18 protein-coding genes and 2 tRNA genes are annotated in these 15,876 nt (G+C 54.7%); 12 read left to right on the top strand and 8 right to left on the bottom strand.

All coding sequences use genetic code 11. From position 1 onward, the window contains the following. Nucleotides 1–6: 6 nt before the first annotated feature. The 3 genes from hisA (at nt 7) to CLM58_RS10425 (ending at nt 1,898) form a co-directional block, all read left to right on the top strand. Nucleotides 7–729, top strand: a complete 723-nt coding sequence (gene hisA, locus CLM58_RS10435; protein ID WP_095595873.1) for a 1-(5-phosphoribosyl)-5-[(5-phosphoribosylamino)methylideneamino]imidazole-4-carboxamide isomerase — start codon at nt 7–9, stop codon at nt 727–729. Between the two features lie 96 nt (nt 730–825). Then, on the top strand, nt 826–1,587 hold the full coding sequence (gene hisF / locus CLM58_RS10430) for an imidazole glycerol phosphate synthase subunit HisF (RefSeq protein ID WP_095595872.1): 762 nt from the start codon (nt 826–828) through the stop codon (nt 1,585–1,587). Next, nucleotides 1,584–1,898, top strand: a complete 315-nt coding sequence (locus CLM58_RS10425) for a phosphoribosyl-ATP diphosphatase (RefSeq protein WP_095595871.1) — start codon at nt 1,584–1,586, stop codon at nt 1,896–1,898. Before hisF ends, CLM58_RS10425 begins: the two co-directional genes overlap by 4 nt. Here the strand turns inward: CLM58_RS10425 and CLM58_RS10420 are convergent, their stop codons facing one another. From CLM58_RS10420 to rlmB, 3 genes are all read right to left on the bottom strand, one after another. Continuing rightward, complete coding sequence (locus CLM58_RS10420; RefSeq protein ID WP_095595870.1) at nt 1,899–2,339, bottom strand: CoA-binding protein; 441 nt, start codon at nt 2,337–2,339, stop codon at nt 1,899–1,901. It abuts the gene before it with no gap. Between the two features lie 200 nt (nt 2,340–2,539). After that, nucleotides 2,540–2,848, bottom strand: coding sequence for a hypothetical protein (locus CLM58_RS10415; protein ID WP_095595869.1), 309 nt, complete (start codon nt 2,846–2,848; stop codon nt 2,540–2,542). 7 nt (nt 2,849–2,855) lie between these two features. Then, on the bottom strand, nt 2,856–3,638 hold the full coding sequence (gene rlmB / locus CLM58_RS10410) for a 23S rRNA (guanosine(2251)-2'-O)-methyltransferase RlmB (protein ID WP_095595868.1): 783 nt from the start codon (nt 3,636–3,638) through the stop codon (nt 2,856–2,858). 112 nt (nt 3,639–3,750) lie between these two features. Between rlmB and CLM58_RS17155 the strand changes: the two genes are divergently transcribed. Both CLM58_RS17155 and CLM58_RS10405 read left to right on the top strand, forming a co-directional pair. Continuing rightward, nucleotides 3,751–3,834 (top strand) — tRNA-Tyr (locus CLM58_RS17155). Nucleotides 3,835–3,885: 51 nt separating this feature from the next. Further along, entirely contained in the window at nt 3,886–5,139 is a 1,254-nt protein-coding gene (locus CLM58_RS10405; RefSeq protein ID WP_095595867.1) for a DUF6538 domain-containing protein, read from the top strand. 154 nt (nt 5,140–5,293) lie between these two features. On the opposite strand, the gene CLM58_RS17255 is transcribed toward CLM58_RS10405, so the two are convergent. Further along, on the bottom strand, nt 5,294–6,091 hold the full coding sequence (locus CLM58_RS17255) for a DUF4145 domain-containing protein (protein WP_198950963.1): 798 nt from the start codon (nt 6,089–6,091) through the stop codon (nt 5,294–5,296). Between the two features lie 42 nt (nt 6,092–6,133). After that, nucleotides 6,134–6,550, bottom strand: coding sequence for a hypothetical protein (locus CLM58_RS10395; RefSeq protein WP_095595866.1), 417 nt, complete (start codon nt 6,548–6,550; stop codon nt 6,134–6,136). Between the two features lie 680 nt (nt 6,551–7,230). Here CLM58_RS10395 and CLM58_RS17150 point away from each other — a divergent pair. From CLM58_RS17150 to CLM58_RS10370, 5 genes are all read left to right on the top strand, one after another. Continuing rightward, nucleotides 7,231–7,401 (top strand): hypothetical protein, encoded by a 171-nt coding sequence (locus tag CLM58_RS17150; protein ID WP_158221894.1) that lies wholly within the window; start codon nt 7,231–7,233, stop codon nt 7,399–7,401. Nucleotides 7,402–7,415: 14 nt separating this feature from the next. Then, nucleotides 7,416–8,345 carry a recombination protein NinG gene (locus CLM58_RS10390; RefSeq protein WP_143226556.1) on the top strand — a complete coding sequence of 310 codons (930 nt, stop codon included), beginning with the start codon at nt 7,416–7,418 and terminating at the stop codon, nt 8,343–8,345. Between the two features lie 695 nt (nt 8,346–9,040). After that, nucleotides 9,041–9,673: a hypothetical protein gene (locus tag CLM58_RS10380; protein WP_095595863.1), complete on the top strand. Its 633-nt coding sequence runs from the start codon at nt 9,041–9,043 to the stop codon at nt 9,671–9,673. 18 nt (nt 9,674–9,691) lie between these two features. After that, nucleotides 9,692–10,489 carry a hypothetical protein gene (locus CLM58_RS10375; RefSeq protein WP_095595862.1) on the top strand — a complete coding sequence of 266 codons (798 nt, stop codon included), beginning with the start codon at nt 9,692–9,694 and terminating at the stop codon, nt 10,487–10,489. Nucleotides 10,490–10,491: 2 nt separating this feature from the next. Continuing rightward, the gene (locus CLM58_RS10370; protein WP_095595861.1) at nt 10,492–10,716 is read left to right on the top strand and encodes a hypothetical protein; all 225 of its coding nucleotides are present in this window, start codon (nt 10,492–10,494) and stop codon (nt 10,714–10,716) included. Between the two features lie 63 nt (nt 10,717–10,779). Here the strand turns inward: CLM58_RS10370 and CLM58_RS10365 are convergent, their stop codons facing one another. Next, a complete protein-coding gene (locus CLM58_RS10365) occupies nt 10,780–11,427 on the bottom strand; it encodes a COG3904 family protein (RefSeq protein ID WP_095595860.1) in 648 nt (215 codons plus the stop codon). A 208-nt stretch (nt 11,428–11,635) separates the two neighbouring features. Here CLM58_RS10365 and CLM58_RS17145 point away from each other — a divergent pair. After that, a tRNA-Tyr gene (locus CLM58_RS17145) sits at nt 11,636–11,719 on the top strand. A gap of 189 nt (nt 11,720–11,908) precedes the next feature. Here CLM58_RS17145 and CLM58_RS10360 read toward each other — a convergent pair. Next, nucleotides 11,909–13,207 carry a serine/threonine protein kinase gene (locus CLM58_RS10360; RefSeq protein WP_158221893.1) on the bottom strand — a complete coding sequence of 433 codons (1,299 nt, stop codon included), beginning with the start codon at nt 13,205–13,207 and terminating at the stop codon, nt 11,909–11,911. 558 nt (nt 13,208–13,765) lie between these two features. Between CLM58_RS10360 and CLM58_RS10355 the strand changes: the two genes are divergently transcribed. Continuing rightward, the gene (locus tag CLM58_RS10355; RefSeq protein ID WP_095595858.1) at nt 13,766–15,058 is read left to right on the top strand and encodes an O-acetylhomoserine aminocarboxypropyltransferase/cysteine synthase family protein; all 1,293 of its coding nucleotides are present in this window, start codon (nt 13,766–13,768) and stop codon (nt 15,056–15,058) included. Nucleotides 15,059–15,105: 47 nt separating this feature from the next. Here CLM58_RS10355 and CLM58_RS10350 read toward each other — a convergent pair whose 3' ends face one another. After that, complete coding sequence (locus tag CLM58_RS10350; RefSeq protein WP_095595857.1) at nt 15,106–15,810, bottom strand: SIMPL domain-containing protein; 705 nt, start codon at nt 15,808–15,810, stop codon at nt 15,106–15,108. Between the last annotated feature and the right edge of the window lie 66 nt (nt 15,811–15,876).

The following is a 15,876-nucleotide window of genomic DNA, read 5'->3' as shown; positions in this document are numbered from 1 at the left end:
AGCCCAATGATCCTCTATCCCGCCATCGACCTGAAAGACGGCAACGCCGTGCGCCTGTACAAGGGCGACATGGACCAGACCACCGTGTTCAACGAAGACCCCGCCGCCCAAGCGATGGAGTTTGTGAACGCAGGCTGCGAATGGCTTCACCTTGTGGATCTGAACGGTGCTTTCGCGGGTGAGCCCGTTAATGCAGCCCCGGTCGAGGAAATCCTGAAACGCACCAAGGTCCCCGCCCAGCTTGGCGGCGGCATCCGCGACATGGCCACGATCGAGCGCTGGCTGGACAAGGGCCTTCAACGCGTCATCCTTGGCACCGTGGCAGTCGAAAACCCCGATCTGGTGCGCGAAGCGGCCAAAGCTTTCCCCGGTCATGTCGCCGTGGGCATCGACGCCCGCAACGGCAAAGTCGCCACCAAAGGCTGGGCCGAGGAAACCGACGTTATGGTCACCGACCTTGCCAAGTCGTTCGAGGACGCAGGCGTCGCCGCTATCATCTATACCGACATCAACCGCGATGGCGCGATGCAGGGCCCGAATGTTGAGGCGACGGCAGACCTTGCCAACGCCGTGTCGATCCCTGTGATCGCCTCTGGCGGCGTGTCTTCGCTGGACGACCTGCGCAACCTGAAGTCCTGCGGCGCACCCTTGAACGGCGCGATCTCTGGCCGGGCGCTGTATGATGGTGCAATTGATTTGAAAGAGGCGCTGGACCTGCTGAAGGCCTGATCTTCCTTTTATCAAAATAGCTTGCGGGACTTGCTGAATTGCGACGGGGGCAGAGTCCCCTTGCCCCCTGCCCCTCAACAAGGGTAACAGACACCCATGTTGAAAACTCGCATCATCCCCTGCCTCGACGTGGCCGACGGCCGCGTGGTCAAAGGCGTGAACTTCGTGGGCCTGCGTGACGCAGGCGATCCGGTCGAGGCCGCCAAGGCCTATGACGCCGCTGGCGCGGACGAACTGTGCTTTCTGGACATTCACGCGACCCATGAAAACCGGGGAACGATGTTCGATCTGGTCCAGCGGACCGCGGAACAGTGCTATATCCCGCTGACTGTCGGCGGCGGTGTGCGCACCGTGGAAGACGTGCGCGCCCTGCTGCTGGCGGGTGCCGACAAGGTCAGCTTCAACTCTGCCGCTGTGGCGCGGCCAGACGTGATCGCCGAGGCCGCCGACCAGTTCGGCAGCCAGTGCATCGTCTGCGCCATCGACGCAAAGACCGTTGAACCCGGCCGGTGGGAGATCTTTACCCATGGCGGGCGCAAACCCACGGGCATCGACGCGGTGGAATTCGCGAAACTCGTCACCGAAAAAGGTGCCGGGGAAATCCTGCTGACCAGCATGGACCGCGACGGGACACGCGCGGGCTTCAACCTGCCGCTGACCAAGGCAATCTCTGATGCCGTCGACGTGCCCGTGATCGCTTCGGGCGGCGTGGGCAACTTGGATCACCTTGTGGAAGGTGTCACCAAAGGCGGGGCCAGCGCCGTGCTGGCGGCCTCTATCTTCCACTTCGGCGATTACACAATCGGCGAGGCCAAGCAGTACATGGCCGACGCCGGCATTCCGATGAGGTTGTCATGAACGCCCTAGACCGTCTTGCCGCCACCATCGCGTCCCGCAAGGGCGCGGACCCGGAAAGCTCCTGGACCGCCAAGCTGTTTGCCAAAGGCCCCGAGAAATGCGCCGAGAAATTCGGAGAAGAAGCGGTCGAGGCCATTATCGAGGCCGTTAAAAACGATCGCGACAAGCTGACCAGCGAAGCCGCCGACGTACTGTATCACCTGCTGGTGATGCTTGCCACGCGTGACGTGTCACTGGACGATGTTCTGGCAGAGTTGGAACGGCGCGAGGGAACCTCTGGCATTACCGAGAAAGCCTCGCGCAAGGACTGATCAGGCAGCCGCGTCCGTGATCAGACGCGAATGCTCGATCTTCGGGCAACGGTCCATTACGACATTCAAACCGCGTTTGGTCGCCTCGGCCTCGGCGTTGTGATTGATGACGTTCAACTGCATCCAGATGGTTTTGACTGTGGGCAGGTGGGCAATCCCCTCCATCAACACCGGACAGACCTGCTCGGCCCGGCGGAACACGTCAATCATATCAACGTTCATCTCGGCGGGAATATCGGCCAATGAGGCATACACCGTCTCTCCAAACAGGGTCTGGCCCGCCAGCCCCGGATTGACGGGAATCACTTTGTATCCCTGAGATTTAAGGTACTTACCGACACGATTGCTTGGCCGTTCTTCGTTCTTAGACGCGCCAACAAGGGCAATGACCTTGGTCTGGGTCAAAATCCCTTTCAGGTACTCGTCACTATAGGTGGTCATCAAGATCGATTCCTTTATGGAGTGCGCGCTCCGCCGACCGTCATGGCACAAAAAGAACGCCCGGACTAGAAGCCCGGGCGAGGTGTCGGAACGAGGGACAGTAAATGAAGCAGGCAGTTCCAGTGCTCCGCTTCTACCCTCTCCATCTAGGTACGATTTTGAAAAATACCATGGACGCTCAAGTTAATGTGAACGCGGGGCTAATCGATGATATCGACCACCGCATCCACAAGATCCTCTAGCGTATCAAAGTCAAAGAAGTCCCTTTCAAAGAAGCTTTTGCACTTTTTCTTGCGGCGCTTCTTCTCTGACTTCTTACAGCGGGCTACAGATGCCGCCGGATAAGAGTGTTGCGGCTTCACCTTTACCGGCCGCTCCAACGGCATCTGCTTGATCTCGTGCAGCGGCGCACCACAGGCAGAGCAGGCCAGCTCGTGCTGGACATGTCCAACAAGTTTCAGCGCAGCACGAGTACCGCAGTAACAGCAGGTGGCGATTTTTGTAGCCATAAGCTCCTCAGTCCTTGGGGGCCTGAGAAGCATATAGGGCGACTGCCGCCGCGTTGGAGACGTTCAGTGACCCAAAATCCTGTGCAAACGGGATTTTGACCAAATCATCGCACAAATCCCGGGTTCGTTCGCGCAAACCGGGGCCCTCTGCCCCAAGAACCAGCGCCAGCGGGCGGTCAGAGGCCTCGGCTACGGCGGTTTCAATCTCGGTGGTGGCTTCGCCAGCTAGGCCAAGAATGGTGTATCCCATCTTGCGTAGCTCAAGCATCGCATCGCCAAGGTTCTTGATCCGCAAATATGGCTGGCGTTCAAGCGCGCCCGAAGCGGTTTTGGCCAGCGCCCCGGTTTCCGGTGCGGAATGGCGATGGGGGGCGATCACGGCCTTGGCGCCAAAGACTTCGGCCGAACGCAGGATGGCCCCAACGTTATGCGGGTCGGTTACGCGATCCAGCAAAACCAGACGGGGTGCACCCTGCCCCGGTTCGCAGACGTCGCGCAGGCTACCCCAGTTCAGCGGTTTAACCTCTAGCGCTGCGCCCTGATGCACGGACCCCTTGTCGATCGGGACAGAAAACTTCCGCGGATCGGTAATCTCTGGCTCGATCCCCGATGCAGCTACAGCCTCGGCCAGCTTATCCGAGGCATTCTTGGTCAGCACAAGCCGCAGCTTTTCCCGGTTCGGGTTCATCAACGCATCGCGCACAGCATGCAAGCCGAACAACCACACGGTTTCCGCAGCGGCCGCTCTTTTCGCGCGCTCTTTTTCGATGACCCAGGTGGGTTTTTTCATGGCTTTCGGCCCCTTGATGATTGAGCGCGGACCATGGCCCGAGAGAATGTCTTGTGCAAGGTATTTTCCGGTTGACGCGAATGTCCGCTCTGGATATTCAGCGCCTCACGGTGGGCGACAGGCCGCAAGGTGTGGCAGGGGACTGTAACTCCCTCGGGGCGACCCACGCCTGGTTCGATTCCAGGGTCGCCCACCATTTTCTTAAGTTTCAAGGGGTTGCTCTCTCCAATGTAAGGGAGATTGAGCGATGACCCGTACACTTCCCAAGGGCATCTTTAAGCGCGGAAGCGTTTACTCGTTGCGGTATTCCGTACCCACCGAAATCCAACCTGTTGTTGGCAAGAAAGAAATCATCCGGTCACTCGGAACATCCGACCTAGCGGAAGCCTTGGCGAACCGCGCTGCGGTGCTTTCAGAAATCAAAGCCAGCCTCTTTGAGGAATACGAAGAACGCCCAACACCGTCCAAGAGCCAACAGGTAGGCACCACTGTCCGAGAGACAACCCAGCGCTGGCTGTCTGAGAGCGATGGAATCAAGAATGCGACCCGTCATCGGTACCAGCGTATCCTTGAGAGGTTCGAAGAGTTCTCGGGCAACATTGAGGTCACCAAGATCAACCGGGCGATGGCGTTGCAGTACATCGACCACCTAAAGACCACTCCCTCAGAACGGACAGGCAAGCCCCTGTCACACCGTAGCTTGTCCACCCACCAAATCTGTCTCGCCTCGTATTGGCGTGTCTTGGAGCATTGGGGGCTTGTCGATCAGGACATGAAGAACCCCTTCTCTTCCCTAATGCGCCGATTGGCCGGGCAACGGAAGAAGGTGGACCCTCGACAGAAGAACCTGAGACCTGTCACCCGAGATGAAGCGGAAGCACTTCTCGAATACATCGCTGGCAACACCCGCCTCAAATACCAGTTCGAAATGTTCGTCACAGTGAGGTTGCTTTGGGTAACCGGATGCAGACTTGGGGAAATCGCAGGACTGCACCTTCATGACATTGACGACCGAGACGACCACATCCGCTTGGCGATACGCGAAGCCAAGACCGAAGCTGGAAACCGTTTGGTTGTTGTTGGCGGAGATAGCGACTGTGAGTTGCTGAGAGCCGCTGTAAGACGCGCAAGGATCACCGAACCTTCATGCCCCGACAATGTTGGCATCCTCTTCCCTCGCCTAAAGCGTGGCGGCTATGACCGAACCCTTGTCCACTACCTAGGTAAGGCTCTTGAGAGCGCACGTAAGACGCTCCCAGACAACAACCAATGGGACATGCACTCATTCCGTCGTTCTGCGGTTTCGGCTCTGGTGAACGCAGGTGTCGCCAAGGAAGCCCGAAACCTAGCCGTAGGCCATTCCAACAGCGACGACATTGGCATGTCTGTCTACGCCAAACGAGGCGACCTCAGCGAGATCGTAAGGTCCACCTTTGAGGCCCTCTACCAAGAACTCGGGGGGAGCCTGAGCGTCTCCTTCCCCAGTACCTACAACCAGTAATCCACCATCATCGCTACAGGAGAAAAGACACGATGATCAGTATTCGTAACACCACCGCACCCTTGCGGCGAAGCAACAGGAACTACACCGAGAGCGTCGGGGCGAACCCCCCCCAACTAAGTCGATCTCAGTTCGAACTGTCCAAGCACTTGAACTAACTGTCCTCCGGCTTCTTGTCCCTTTTCTCAATAGCGTTGAGCGCACCCTCAGGAAGCATCGCGTACACTTCGTCTATGTGCTTGGGCTCTGAGATCATCTTCTCGACAATCACATTGAGTAACCTGAATAGGCTCTCTGCTGTCGTTCTATCATCATCGAGATTGATTTGTCCCGGATGTACTGCGTTGTTTCCAATGACCCTGACCGCATCCAATGCCTTTTGAACTCGGCTATCCAAGCCGTTGGCAACAAGTGTCTTAATGTTCTCATTGATAGGTTTTTTCGGATTAGCCAACTCGCCGCATAGCTTATCAATCGCGAGACGGATCAATGCTGCTGCGCCACGCGGAGACAGGTTCAGTATTCTACTCGCCTCGTTGTAGTCCCGAAGGACACACTTGGGCATATCAGGATTTGCCGGAGGCGCTTCTCCCATTTCCGGGAACACCAACCTGTCGTGCAGCCACAAAGACAATTGGCTACAGTTGTAGCACTTAGAAATATTGACGTTATTCAAATAAATTCGCGAAGAGCGGCTTTCATTCAGTTTCTCGAAGAATGGAAGTCCGTCCGCCATTTTTTCGATCCACTCCTGCACAGATTTTTTAACCTCTGGGTCGCCAATTTGATCTGCATTCCAGTTTTCATTTTCTTTGAGAGTATAGATGTGCGGTAGTGGATGATCTTCACGGATGGGCTGGGCCAAAAGACAGTACCAGAATTGCTTCGCAAGTGCGCCGCAATATGGACAGTTGAATGCCGTCTCTTTGACTGAGGGGGAAACGTACTTCATGCTCACCTTCTCCGTTTTCCGGCTATCTTTTGGGTAAAGCTATCAACCCCGGACAGAATAGTTTTCCGCAACATCTTCGTCCATCTGATAGAACCAAAGACCCGCTTGCCGACAGCGTTCATAAAAGTCTGCGTCGTACATTGCTGCGTCCAAATAATTGCTTGGCGTTGCGCTTTTAACTGCGCTCCAAACAACTCGCATCCCGATGAAACCGGGAATGAACCACCACCACTTATCCGTGAAACTAAAGTAGATTGATACCAGAAACGCACCAACAGCTACCCAGCCAAAGAATGCCGCCGCAATATCAGACGTTCCTTTCTTCGGCCCTAATCCAGATGCATGAAGTTTCATGGCTACATCATTGTTAATTCCAAGATTTAGCCTCCCATCGCCACGCAGATCAATAAGGTCATCGTGTTTGATAAACAGTTGGTCAGTTGTATAGGTTTTCTGCATTCGAACTCCGCCACTTTGAAACGTTTTAGATATCAACTGATACCCATCAGCCGTGGATTGACAACCCAAGGGAGATCAAAACTCAAAAAATTTGTCTGTGTACTTACGAGGACTACTCGCCCACCTTCCCCCCGTACCCCCTAGGTGAACCCGGCTAAAACTGGCGGTGAAGCCCTAGGTTGGGAGTGGTCAGGATATAGTGCTCATACGGAGTACACTGCACCTCCACATCGACCCAGCTAGCGCAACCGAATAATAAAAGTGTCATATAGCACATAGTACGGTTTGAGATCGCATTGCCTCGCTGCGTCAAATAATAAACGTGCCATACGGCACATACTACGTGAACAAACTTTCCCTACTACGATCCTCGACAATCACACCAACCCTATAAATTTCAATAACTTACAATCAACAGTGTAAGTTTTCTGTACGGGTTCGACCCTTGGTTACCCTGAGATCAGACTGGATTTAACCCAGCCCTTGCCTTTGCGCTCTCCCATTTTGGAGACGGAGGTAGTCCACCCAAACCATCGACGCTCGCAACAAGCCCCCCACCAGTGGGCTTCTTACGGTCGCTGAGACCGGTTAGCGGGAACTTGAAGCGGCCTCAGATTCAATCTGGGGTCGCCTTTTTTGTTCCATTCTCCGTTTCAACACCACCCCTTTGGAGGCCCTGAATGAAAATCTACGAAGCCAGCTTGAAGACCAAAGACCCAGCCACGGGTAACATCACAATGAAGCGCCTTGTCCAGATGGAAGCGCGATCTAGCCGACAAGTCGAACGCCGCGTCCAATCTCTTGGTCTGGCGAACGGCAGAAACGCCGAACTCGTTGTCTACGCTTTCTGATTAATCGGACTGTAGTGGACGTTTTCAAAACGGACCTATCAGGTCCCTCTGTTGTCGATGAGGTTTCACGCGAGAAACCCAAGACAGCCCCAAAGCAATCTGTCTGCCCCAACTGCGGCACCCTGTTCAAATACCGAAGCAACAAAACTTATTGCTCACCCAAGTGCCGAAAGAACGCCTCGAAAAAACGTGAGCGAATCAATACCCCGGCCAATGCTGCAAACAGTCTGACCAAGGCTCGGGAACAAGCTGAGAAATTCGATCTCGCCTTACGTATGGCAGAGCGGCTCTATTCCCTCCCACCATTCGAACGGCTTGGATATATCGAAACCATCATTCGATTAGCGAGAGACGGTCACTCCCCACTCGTCCGAGATATCCTTCTTACACCTCAGCTTCTATTACCGAACCCAGAAGACAAGCATCTGTTCCACAGGCGACAACCATTGTCGTACTGCACGATATCGCAAGCGGCTAATCGCTATTGCATTTGGTCACCTTGGGCGAACCAGCTCTTGGCTGTTGTACGTGGGGATGCGCCTGAGCCACCAACTGGCGAGGTCTTTTCGGACGGAGGTGTCGATGATCCTGAACCCAGAGGCCACCGCTCCAATGGCTTCCGTACTAGCCAAACGCAAGGCGTCGACACCCTAATTAAGGAGAACCGCAAAGTTCACCCATGGTATGGTTTGGGGAATGAATATCCTTACAAACTAAGACCTCAGCCTGATCTCGGGATCATCACTGAGAAGTGTACTGAGACGGTTTTCGATGAAATCAATAAGATTGTCGAAGTCGCTACAGCAAAGGCAACGGAGGCCGGGCAAACAATGAATTTGCCGGATCGCCCTCCAAGCGATTGGGGCTATGAAAATAGCACCCCAAAAGCAAAAAGCGTCGACACCCTTATTAAGAGAGAAGATCAGATACCCCTAGCAGCCTAAGGTTCCTAGGGTCGATTTCAAGCAACTCAAAAGCGTCGACACCCTTAATAGGAGAAGAACCAAATGTGTCCTGCTCCTACCCATCAGTCATTTTCAAAAATGATCAATAATCAAATGCGCGACAGCGCAAACCTAGGTTTCGCCTATGGCAAACCAGAAACGACAAACCAGAAACAGAATGGATACCATCAACAATTACGCATCCATAGTCCCAATACTCATGGACTACTTCGCTTTTGCTCAAGCAGGACCCTATCACCCCAAACAAATCATGGAGGACCTCAAGCTAGACTCTCAGTTCTGGCGAAGGGCCGCTAAAGATTACATCTACCCAGACAACTGCCTAGGTCGTCGAGCCTTAGCGTCAGTCGGTGTCACTATCTGCAGTGATCAGCATGGTGTCTCCCAACTCGGTCGTCCTATCATCGCTTCCATCTTCGTTAAGGCCGTGGATGACTGAGGGTCTCCTTGAGAGAACTAAGAGGTCCAAAACCGACGACACAAACCGGATTAAGCAAAGAGCCAAGCGGAACCGCGAACTTCCTTGCTCTTGTCCGGGGTGTGATCGACACCGAAACGACCTCTCAATTTATTGTCTCTACCATCGGGACCGATACCGACGACACGGCCACCCTACCCTAGCAAGTCCTACTGGGGCTGAACTTAGGGCCTTGGAAAACGTGATCAGGGATTGGATGGATAATGACTATTTGTTGTCTTCCTTTGAAAGGAACGCCTTCAAGAAATCATGGGGAACCGCCCTAATCCAACTCAGGAAGCACCCCAAGTTCGCTGTTCCCTTCTTCATGCTCGAAGGGGCGATGGGGTACACGGCCAAGTCCAAGGCGTATGTCTTGTTGTCTTGGTACCATCACAGACAAGGCAAGCCATTGGGAGCAGCAATGCTCCGATACATGGCTGTGCGTCTTTGGGCCGGTCTCAGGTTCCAACAGCCCCCCGGCAAACCCAACCGAGCCAAGGAACTGACCTACTTCGTCAACACCCACACGGGGAAGTTCGTCTCGGCCAATTCGGGTTTCTCGAAGACCACCACAGAACAACAGATCATCGGATGGGAGCGTCCTTACATCATCTCATCAATTGAGAGTGAGAACGCAGCACGACCTATCACCGATACGGTGACCAAGAAGGTCCGTCTCAGCCACAATTCGAGGGCAGGTATCAACCGCGCTATCGGTGCTGAGGTACGGTCTGCTGTCGAACATGCAATGGGAACCAAATGGGTTTCCAACCACACACTTCTGGCAAACGCCAGCGATGCCCTGAGTGCACTAGCGGCTCCTAAAGCCGATGGCTCAGGCAACTAGAAATCAAAGAAAGTAAACATGAAGAGTACACAAGCTATCGACGCAAGCGGCAATGTCGTCGCCCCAAAATCCAACCTAAGCGAAACCAATGAACTTCGAGCAACCGCCCGTGACCTTACCGCTGAGGCTCGTGCCAAGGGACACTTCAATACGGCATCCACGTTCATTGAGGACGGTGTAGCCAACAACAACCCAAACGTGGTTCGTCGTGATGGTTCCCGACAGCATGTGACTGGGGGATATCGACCTACTGATCTGATCATGATCGACGGAATGGAAATACAGTACGAAATCGCCCAGTCGCTCGGGATGGTCCAAGGCGGTTCGACCAGCGCCCAACAGAATGATTTCGTCCCACTGCAGGTATCCTTCCAGCCCAACGCTGAGGCCGCGGAGGTGCCTGTAGAAGGCCCTTTAGAAGGCCCCGCGCTACTTAGCGCCCAGATCGACTTGGCAACTGACGGGCAGTCAGAGAGCGTCCTAGAGTCCTTCACAAATGACGTAGTTGAACTGGATGATATCAGCGAAGAGAACATGGCGTTCGCCGCTGAGAAACTCGGGATGAATGAGAAACACGTCATCGAGCAGTATAACGATTTGGTCGATATCGGTGGTCAGAATGTCTTGTCGGCTCTTGAAACTGGCGACGGTCTCGGAAGTGATCGTGTCGCCTTCCTCGTCGATCTTTACGAGAACGGCACCTTGGCCGAACAGAAGCAGGTTCGCCAGCTATGGGCTGGGGCCGCTTTAGGCAAACTCAATAAGGTCGATCTTCAACGTCGATTTGATCAGATCGTTAGCCCCTACGAGGCCTGAGCATGACTGACACTCTCAATGCCACTACGGTTGAACTCGAAGAACTGAACGGTCTTCTTGTTCGTCGTCTTGTCGAGAAGATCAAGGATGGGTCTGCAACGTCTACAGACTTGGCGACCGCCATGAATTTGGTGAGATCGCACAAGGTTGTGCCTGTAGATCCCGATGTGGAAGCACAGACCGAGGCTTGGAAGTTCGACGCTATGGACTACCCGGTGAAAGTCTGACCACCAACATCCTCCCCGAGGTTCGTACTCCGGGGAAGAGTAAGAGGAGAGCTCCTCCCAAATCTAGTTGACGAGATTCAGGCCCTTGGCTTCATCCGCATCAAACCAAGACATGCTTTCGGGCGGCGTCTCTATCATTATGTCGATGACCTCGTTTGAAATATCACTTTCACGGATTACCTTCGAGAAAAGCGAAAGATGCAAAAAGCCCATCCGATATGTTTCCGTCAGGCACTTAGGGTCCGATTGTTCATTCAGAAGGTATTCGAAATTTCGTCTACCCGTTGGTTTGGGCGCGACGGTCTGGCAATAGCTCTTCACAGATTCAGGTTCCAAAGCTAAGAACGGCAGATGAAAACCGAGCCGTGATCCTTCCTCGAGTTTCCTGTCTTTTCCAGCAATGAACATTAGGGAACAAGCACTTGCGCACTCACCCTTCTCAGGGACAACTGTTCTAAGACCCTTAGCCTGAATTTCGTTGGCTATCGCAAATGCTGCTAGCAATGCCCCTCCGGGGCCACGCAAAATAACGGTCTCTACATTCTTTTCCGAAACGAAGTGCCGAAATTCACCAACATCTTCTGGCACAGTTTCGCCCATAACTAAGAGCGTTTTGCTTTCACCTAAGTAAAAAAACTCGGCGGCTCCTACTAATTGTGACTGCACAAATGAGCAGACAATTAGTGCGGCCAATTTGGTCAGCTTTCGCATTTGAACCTCTCAGTTGGATCGTCACGCCAACATTGCAAAGGAACGCAGCTTCGGCCAGTGAATTCAAAGAATCCAAAATCCTAAGTGGAACGCTGTAAGGGTTGACAGGGGATTCATCCTTACACTACCAACCGTAATCGTAGTAGCTGAGAGTAAGCCTTCTCGGAAGCTTAGAGAATTGGGATTTGTCCTTTCAGCGCCTCACGGTGGGCGACAGGCCGCAAGGTGTGGCAGGGGACTGTAACTCCCTCGGGGCGACCCACGCCTGGTTCGATTCCAGGGTCGCCCACCATTTTATTTCTACTTGATAGCAACAAACGAAGCTTCAGCGCAGTGCGCTGCTGCAAGTTTTCTTTTGCACGCTACCGGGATGCCCCGAGCCCAGATTTCTTTTCTCTATAATTTACGCCCCACCCCAAAAGAAAAAGGCCCAGATCAACCCGGGCCTTCTTTGAAAATGTCATCGCAAGCTTCTTGGCTCTTAGAAAGGCCAGTGAAAAGCACCGACGGCCAGACTTAGGCCGATCACCCAGAACGCAGCCCGGCGAATGCGATACTCGACCGAAAGACCCTGCGGCCCATCCTCTACCACGGTGTCTTCCAGCCAATCCGATTCCCTCGTTTCTTCCAAACCTAGAGGTCTGGAGATCACTGACCGGATGATGCGAAGCGTTTTTGATGTGATCCGTCTCTCAGTCTCTTCATCGACCAGAAGGCTCTCATCATAGCTTTGGCGCGTGATCTTTTTTGGTTTCTCAAACTCGGGCCGCTTTGAAATCTCTCGTTTGGGCAGCGGTTCGGTCTTCACCCGCGTGTTCGGGTTTTCGTCCAGCCAAGTCATAAGCGTCGAAATCGCTGCTTCTGCACCTTGGTTACTGATCTTCCCATCAAGGAAAAGGCGCCACTCTTCGGCAGATTGGAAACGATCTCGGGGCAGTACGCGCAGCGCTTTATCAACAGCGCGCAGAAACTCATCCGGATATCCCGGCGCGCGACCAATCAAAGATTCGTAGGGGTCGGCCTGGCCCTCGGCGATCTTCAGAAGGCGCGAGTTGCCATCAGGCGGCACGTCGCCAGTGATCACGTGATAGAACGTGGCCCCTAGCGCATAGATATCGATGGTGGGCGCGTTCTCAGCACCCTTGATATACAGCTCTTGCGGCGAATACCCGTCCTTGACGATTTGCAGACCCGACAAGGCACGGCTTTTTCGCGCGCTTTCCTCTCGGGCAGCGCCAAAGTCGATCAGCACCGGATCACCCTGATCATCCAGCAGAATATTATCCGGCGAGATGTCACGGTGCAGCATGCCCATGCCGTGAATGTGGGTCAAAGCGCCGAGCAGCTGTTCAAGCATATCCATGACACGCTCGGGGGTCAGAACCTCAACCCTGTCGTCGATCACATCCAGAAGGTCGGGACCACTGATCAGATCCATCGCCATGTAGGCAGTGTCATTCTCGTCAAAGACGTCATGCACCTTAACGATATTCTTATGGGCAATGCGCGACAGCGCGCGCACTTCCAGCTTGAAGCAGTTGACCACCTTAGCCAGTTCCCCAAGCGAGTGGCGCGAACGTACGACTACAGAATGATTATGACGCGCACAGATAGCACCCGGGAAACATTCCTTGATCACGACGTGACGGCCCAAAGAGTCATGGGCGATATAGGTGATGCCGAAGCCGCCGCTTTTTAGAAATCGGTCGATAGTATAAACACCGCCCAGGAGTTTCGTTCCCGGCGCCAAGGCATCCTCGCTGCCTGGAAGTTCATCCATTGGATCTAACTGTGCTTCCACGCTATCCATCTCGCATCTCCAACACCGAAGCTTTCGCTGCTTATTTGTCCGACCCTGAACCGTTTAATTCGGCGTTAGGCCTGGACCGTAAAACTTCGGTCTGCACTCTTACTCTTAATAGATCGAACCACCACCCGGCCGACCGTTCATTCACACGGGTTTCCCCTAATACCTTTATTTATCGAACCCTCTTTTCCGGACACTTGGCATACGGCAAACGCCCGACAAATCCGGGGATCGTTGGTCAAAAGCTACTTTCAGACTGTGGCAAAACTATATCCATTTCGGGTTCAATCCCGTCGACCAACCCTCGATTTTGGGCCATTTTCAAAGCCTCCCGCAACAATTGAGGGCAAAATTGTGTCATTCGTATAGTCCAGTTATCGACTCGGTTAGGAATCGATTGGAACAGAACGGGTGAGAAACTAGCCAACAGAATCATACAGTTGCAGAGTTTCTTTGCCCCCCGACTCTCTGATGGATTGTCGCAATGGCCGGATTGACTTACCGTTTCACCTGACATCAAGGGAGGACAATATGTCTGATACACCGGCATTGGGTTTTGACACTTTGCAAATTCACGCGGGCGCCTCGCCCGATCCAGCCACCGGCGCGCGTCAGACGCCGATCTATCAAAGCACGGCCTTCGTCTTTCGTGACGCCGATCACGCGGCCGCTTTGTTTAACCTTCAGGAAGTGGGCTTTATCTATTCCCGCCTGACCAACCCGACAGTTGCGGCACTGGCCGACCGGATCACCGCATTGGAAGGTGGCGCAGGCGGCATTTGCTGTTCTTCGGGCCACGCGGCGCAAATTATGGCGCTGTTCCCGCTGATGGGTCCGGGCAAGAATATCATCGCCTCGACCCGTTTGTATGGCGGCACGGTCACCCAGTTCAGCCAGACCATCAAACGCTTTGGCTGGTCGGCCAAGTTCGTGGACTTCGACGATCTGGACGCTGTGAAAGCGGCGATCGACGATGACACCCGCGCGGTCTTCTGTGAATCCATCGCCAACCCGGGCGGCTATATCACCGACATGCGGGCCATTGCCGATATCTCGGATGCGGCGGGTGTTCCGCTGATCGTCGACAACACATCGGCGTCGCCTTACCTCTGCCGCCCGATCGAGCATGGGGCGACCTTGGTTGTTCATTCGACCACCAAGTATCTGACAGGCAACGGTACGGTCACTGGTGGCTGCGTTGTGGATTCGGGCAAGTTCGATTGGTCGGCAAGCGACAAGTTCCCGTCGCTCAGCGCGCCGGAACCGGCCTATCACGGCCTGACCTTCCACGAGGCACTTGGCCCGATGGCCTTTACCTTCCATTCGATCGCCGTGGGCCTTCGGGACCTTGGCATGACGATGAACCCGCAGGGCGCCCATTACACGCTGATGGGCATCGAGACCCTAAGCCTGCGCATGGCGCGCCACGTCGAGAACGCGGTAAAAGTTGCCGAGTGGCTAGAGAACGACGACCGGGTCGACTACGTGACCTACGCCGGACTGCCCTCTTCCCCCTATCACGGGCGGATGGCGCAGTACTGCCCGAAAGGTGCGGGGGCGCTGTTCACCGTAGCGCTGAAAGGCGGCTATGATTCCTGTGTGAAGCTGGTGGATAACGTCAACCTGTTCAGCCACGTGGCCAACCTTGGAGATGCGCGATCGCTGATCATCCATTCGGCCTCGACCACGCACCGTCAGTTGACACCGGAACAACAAGAAGCGGCGGGCGCCTCGCCCAACGTTGTGCGCCTGTCCATCGGGATCGAAGATGCGAACGACCTGATCGCCGATCTGGATCAGGCACTGGCCGCTGCCACCGCCTGATCTTTCCGGTTCTTCTAACTCAAAGGCCATCCGCCCCGCGGGTGGCCTTATTCGTTGGGTTGCACCAGCGAATAGACAATCGTGACCTGCGCAGCGGTTGAGACCTCTCCGGCAGCGATTGGCACGGCTTCCATCACGGCATCTGCCATTCTCATCTGAGCAACGACCGGCGCAGAGAACCCGGGCTCGGTGATCGAGACGATCGGGCCAAGCTGGACACCGGCAGCCTGCGCATACAGCTCTGCTTTCCGGCGCGCATCTGCGACCGCATCCACCCGCGCAAGATCAAACAACGGCTCTGGCTCTTGTAGGCCAAAAGACAGACCATGGAATGTCGTTGCTCCGACACGCACCACGGCATCCAAGACCTGCCCTAGCTGGTCGATCTCCTTGACCCGAATGCTGATCCGGTTCGACGCGCTATACCCCACCAAACGCGGCTGGCCGTCCTCGTTACGAATCTGATGGTCCCAGACCTCGCCCAAGGACAAGCCGCTGGTCTGCATATCCTGCGGAGCAATTCCCGAGCTGCGCAGAACACCCAGCACATCATTGGTGGCCTTGGTCATTTCATCCAAAGCCTGCGCTGCTGTCTTGGACCGTGCCTCGGCCCCGACCGTGATCGTGGCCATGTCTGGCGGCGCGGCGATCTCTCCGCGGCCCTGAACTGTTAGCGTTGCCGCCCCTTCCTGCGCGGCCAAGGGTGTGGCCAAGCCCATCAATAGAAAGGCGAAAATCTTCAATTTGGTCATCGGAAACTCCTGTCACTGACCTAAGGCTCTTACGCTTTGACGCAGCTGCCAAGGAATTCCTTGGCA

Source organism: Actibacterium pelagium, from assembly GCF_002285415.1.
Classification (GTDB): domain Bacteria; phylum Pseudomonadota; class Alphaproteobacteria; order Rhodobacterales; family Rhodobacteraceae; genus Actibacterium_B; species Actibacterium_B pelagium.
The sequence above is the reverse complement of the archived record's forward strand: the minus strand, read 5'-3'. Positions and strand labels throughout refer to the sequence as shown.